General features: G+C 75.3%; 4 protein-coding genes. 3 read left to right on the forward strand and 1 reads right to left on the reverse strand.

What is annotated here, in order from left to right; translation table 11 throughout:
• Together WDV06_RS36220 and WDV06_RS36225 are read left to right on the forward strand one after the other, a co-directional pair.
• Nucleotides 1-732 (forward strand): Rieske (2Fe-2S) protein (locus WDV06_RS36220; RefSeq protein ID WP_395514059.1); only part of this gene is annotated, 732 nt, incomplete at its 5' end.
• A 61-nt stretch (nt 733-793) separates the two neighbouring features.
• Nucleotides 794-2017, forward strand: a complete 1224-nt coding sequence (locus tag WDV06_RS36225; protein WP_395514060.1) for a PP2C family protein-serine/threonine phosphatase — start codon at nt 794-796, stop codon at nt 2015-2017.
• 24 nt (nt 2018-2041) lie between these two features.
• On the opposite strand, the gene WDV06_RS36230 is transcribed toward WDV06_RS36225, so the two are convergent.
• Complete coding sequence (locus WDV06_RS36230; RefSeq protein ID WP_395514061.1) at nt 2042-3655, reverse strand: NAD(P)/FAD-dependent oxidoreductase; 1614 nt, start codon at nt 3653-3655, stop codon at nt 2042-2044.
• Nucleotides 3656-3909: 254 nt separating this feature from the next.
• On the opposite strand from WDV06_RS36230, the gene WDV06_RS36235 reads away from it, so the two are divergent.
• Entirely contained in the window at nt 3910-4692 is a 783-nt protein-coding gene (locus WDV06_RS36235; protein ID WP_395514062.1) for a lysophospholipid acyltransferase family protein, read from the forward strand.
• Nucleotides 4693-4794 lie beyond the last annotated feature (102 nt).

Here is a 4794-nt window from a genome sequence, read left to right on the forward strand (position 1 = left end):
CGCGCTGGTCGCGGAGCTGATGGCGGGCACCGGCCTGGTGGTGCACTTCGCCGCCGAGTCGCACGTGGACCGGTCGAGGGGGGCGGCGGGGGGGGGGGGGCGGCGCCCCCCGCCGCGGCCGGCTGGGCGGACTGGGCGGAGCTGCCGCCCGAGCAGGCCCGTACCGGCCTCGTCCACGCCCTGGCCAACACCGCCGGGGTCGCCCTCTACACCGCCTCCCTCGTCGCCCGCGGCCGCGGCCGGGACCTGCGCGGCCGGGCCCTGGCCATGGCGGGGCTCGCCGCGGTGGGCGCGGCCGGCGCGCTCGGCGGCCATCTTGCCTACCGGCAGGCTGCCGGCGCCAACCACGCCGAGCTGGTCGGGCACCAGGTCCGCGACGGCTGGCACGACCTGGGGGCGGCGGCCGCCTTCCCCGTGGGCCGGGCCGCGCTCGCCCGCGTCGACGGGGTGGACGTCCTGGTCGTGCGCGAGGAGGACGGCACGGTCCGCGCCCTGGCCGACCGCTGCTCCCACATGGGCGGCCCGCTGTCGGAAGGGGAGATCCAGGACGGCTGCGTCCGCTGCCCCTGGCACCGCAGCCTGTTCCGGCTGTCGGACGGCTGGAACGTCGAGGGGCCCGCCACGGCCCCGCAGCCGGCCTTCGAGACCCGCGAGGTCGCGGGCCGCGTCGAGGCCCGGCTGGTCCGCGGCCACCGGCCGCACCGCCGCGGGCCGGCGCCGGAGACGGCCTGACGAGGAGCGGAGGCCCCCGCATGGAGAGCGCCGTGACCCGGGACCGCCCGCGGACGGCGGGGTGAGCCCGGTGCCGGCCGACCGGACGGGCGCCGTACTGGCCTGGGTGCTGGAGCGCTCCCACGAGGCCTCCGCCCGCCAGATACCCGCCCTGATCGACCGGGCGGCGCGGCGGCTGGCCCTGACCGGGGCGCACCTGTACCTGGCCGACCTCCAGCAGGCGCGGCTCGTGGCCCTGCCGCAGCTCTCCGCCGACCGCCCGGCAGCCGGGCAGGCCGAACGGGCCGACGCGCTGGCCGGGGCCCTGGACATCGACGCCTCGCTGGCCGGTCTGGCCTACCGCACCCAGCGCGTCCAGCTCTCACGGGACGGCACCACCGCATGGGTGCCGATGGTGGACGGGATCGAACGCATCGGCGTCCTGCGGGCGACCGGACCGCAGTTCGACGAGCGGGACCTGGACGTGTGCCGGACCCTGGCCTCCCTGGCCACCCTGATCGTCGTCTCCAAGTCCACCCACAACGACCTCCTCGTCCTGCGGAGCCGCAGCCGGCCCATGACGCTCCAGGCGGAACTGCTGTGGGCGTTCCTGCCGCCCCGCACGATCGGCACCAGCCAGGCCACGTCGACCGCCGTCCTGGAACCGGCGTACGACATCGGCGGGGACGCCTTCGACCACAGCTTCAGCGACGGGCTGCTCCACCTGGCGCTGCTGGACGCCATGGGGCACGACCTGGCGGCGGGCGGCGCCAGCGCCGCCGGCCTGGCGGCGTGCCGCTCCACCCGCCGCGCCGGCGGCGGTCTGACGGACATCGCCGTCGCCATCGAGCGGACCCTCCACCAGTGGATCCCGGACCGGCTGATGACCGGGATCCTGGCCCGGCTGGACACCCACCGCGGGGAGTTCGCCTGGATCAACTGCGGTCACCCGCCGCCCCTGCTGATCCGCGACGGGCACGTCCTGCCGGCGGCCCTGGAACGCCCGGCGCAGCTGCCCCTCGGCCTGGGGTTCCACACCGAGGCCCCTCCCCCGCTGCACCACGCCCGCCTCCAGCCCCGCGACCGGGTCCTCCTCTACAGCGACGGGGTCACCGAGGCCCGCTCCGCCACGGGGGGCCTGTTCGGCGAGGACCGCCTGACCGACACCGTCATCCGTTCGATGGCCTCGGGCACCACGGCACCCGAGGCCCTCCGCCGCCTGGTCCTGGACCTCCTCACCCACCAGGACCAGCGCCTGTACGACGACGCGACGATCCTCCTGTGCGAGTGGCACCCGACGGCCTGAGCGGGCCGCGGGTCCACGGGCGCCTCAGAACGCGGCGGCCGCACCGGCGTCCTGGAAGCGGTCGGTGTGGCGGCGGCGGTAGGCGATCAGGCTGTGGGCCACCGCGGCGCCCTCGCCGACCGCTGCGCCGACCCGCTTGACCGAGCCGGAGCGGACGTCGCCGACGGCGAAGACGCCCGGGAGGCTGGTCTCCATCGGGAGGGCGTCGCGGCCGGCGCCCCCGGTGCCGGTGAGGACGTAGCCGCGGTCGTCGAGTTCCAGGGCTCCGCCGAGCCAGTCCGTGGAGGGGCGGCCGCCGATCAGGACGTACAGGCACCGGGCGGGGACGGTGCGTTCGGCGCCGGTGCGCTCCCGCAGCCGCAGGCCCGTGAGGGTGGTCTGGCCGAGGCATTCGGCCACCTCGGTACCGAGGAGGACGTGCAGGTTCGGGGTCCGTTCGATGCGCTGGACCAGGTAGTTCGACATGGACGCGCCGAGGTCGGTGCCCCGGACGAGGAGGGTGACGGAGCGGGCGTGGCGGGCGAAGTAGAGGGCGGCCTGTCCGGCGGAGTTGCCCGCGCCCACCATGTGGACGTCCTCGCCGGCGGTGGAGGGAGCGTCGGAGAGGGAAGCGCCGTAGTACACGCCGGAGTTGAGGAGCCGTTCGGTTCCCGGGCTCACGAGTCGGTTCCATTCGACGCCCGTGGCCACCACGACGGCGGCGGCCGAGACCGAGGCGGTCTCGGTGGTGCCCGCTTTGACGAACTCGACGGTGTGGTGGCCGGATTGGGCGGGGATCAGCCGGGTCGCCACCCGGGTGGGCTGCCATTCGACGCGCACCCGGCGGGCCTGCTGGAGGGCGCGCTGGGCGAGGTCGCCGCCGGTGAGCCCGACGGGGAAGCCGAGGTAGTTCTCGATGCGGGAGGTCGATCCCGCCTGGCCGCCGGGCGCGTCGTCCTCGATGACGACCACGCTCATGCCCTCCGCTGCCGCGTAGACGGCCGTGGAGAGCCCGCCGGGGCCGCCGCCGATGACGGCGACGTCGTAGCGCTCGCGCCCGGCCGGCCTGATCAGCCCGAGGCGGTCGGCCAGTTCACTGATCGGGGGGTCGACGAGCACCGTGCCGTCGCCGAGCCTGACGGTCACCGGCGCGTCCCGCAGCTCCTCCTCGGGCACCCACCGGAAGAGGACGTCGCTGCGGCCCAGGAAGTCCCGGACCGCGTAGGCGGCCGGGGAGAAGCGGTAGCCGCGCACTTCGGCGGTGGGCAGGCCGCCGCGGCGTTCGGCGTTCCAGGTGCAGAGGGAGTCGTCGAGGGCGGCCCGTAGCCGCTCGGCGAGGTCCGGGCCACCCGCCGGTCCCGTCCGGGCGACGACCGTGACGCCGGGGGCGGGGTCGGGGAGGGCGTCGGTGAGCCACAGCCAGCGGGTGGCCGGGTGCCGTTCGGGGCAGGCGCCGGGATCCTCGTCGGTGACCACCGCCGGGACGGGGACGCCCTGCCCGGCCAGGGCGTGCAGCACGCGCTCCGCCTCGGCCGGCGCGCCGACCTGGAGGACGCGGAAGGACGTCCGGTACCAGTGCTGCACCAGCTCGGCCGTCTCGTGGCGGCGGAGCGGATCGGAATCCGCGAGAAGGATCACCGGAAGCGCGGTCTCGGCCATGGAGGTCTCCTGGGGTGTGTCGACGGGTGGGAGGTGACGGTCCACCCGGTCAACGAGCCGAAGATCGTTGCGTGGCGCGGGTTTCCGGACCCGGCGCGGGGCGCCGGGGGAACGTGCGAACGAAGAGTCGATTCCGGGAATTCTCCATGTCCTCGTGATCAGCGGCCAGTTGCCTCCGTTGACCGTGAAAGCCCTGGAAAGCCCTTGTCGGGAGGGCTCGTTGGGGTACCGCACGCGGAAGGGGAGGCCATCTCGTGTCCGAGAGCCTGGCCGATGTCATCGAGGTCGCCGGGAGCGAGCTGCGCTTCCTGCGCAAGCTGCTCGGGGATGCCGGCGAGAACGCCTGGGAGCGGCTGCTCGAATGGTTCATCGACGACTGGTTCCGGCTGGACGTGCTGGGGCTGGAGAACATTCCCGCCGACGGCCCGGCGGTGCTGGTCGCCAATCACTCCGGCGCCTGGGGGCTGGACGCCTTCGTCCTGCAGAAGGCCCTGATGAGGTCGCTGCGGCGGCCGCTGCACGTGCTCGCCGCGCCGTTCGTCTTCCGGCTGCCGGTGCTCGGGCGGTACGCCGCGCGGAAGGGCGCCGTGCCGATCGACCCGCGGGCGGCGATCAAGAGGCTGGGCGACGGTGAGCTGGTCGCGGTGTTCCCGGAGGGGGTCGCGGGACTGGAGAAACCGTTCCGCGACCGCTACCGGCTCCAGCCGTTCAGCCCGGGTTTCGCGGTGGCGGCCCTGCACACCGGGGCGCCGATCGTACCGGTCTCCGTCATCGGGGCCGAGGAGTCATCCCCGAAGTTGGGGGAGCTGCCGGCGCTGGCGAAGCTCCTGGACCTGCCGTACTTCCCGCTGACCTCGCCCTTCCCCTTGCCGGCGAAGTGGCTGATGACCGTCGGAGAGCCCATCGTGCCGCCCGAGCGGCCCCGGGGCTTCGGCGACCGCTCGGCCACCGCCCGGCGCCTGTGCGCCGACGTCCAGGACGCCGTGCAGGACATGGTCGTGCGGGAACGCGAACGGCGTGACGCCCTCGTGCGGTAGCGGGGGCGGGGCGGGGGGGGGGGGGGGGGGGGGGGGGGGGGGGGGGGGCCGCCCCGCGCCCGCGCCGGCGCCGGGGGAGTGCCCCCCCACACAACTAAACCA

The sequence above is a fragment of the Streptomyces racemochromogenes genome, assembly GCF_044129415.1.
Lineage (GTDB): Bacteria > Actinomycetota > Actinomycetes > Streptomycetales > Streptomycetaceae > Streptomyces > Streptomyces racemochromogenes_A.

What these genes read in the sequence shown, in the direction of transcription:
- WDV06_RS36230 (WP_395514061.1), bottom strand. Translation starts at nt 3,655, where the DNA reads ATGGCCGAGACCGCGCTTCCGGTGATCCTTCTCGCGGATTCCGATCCG.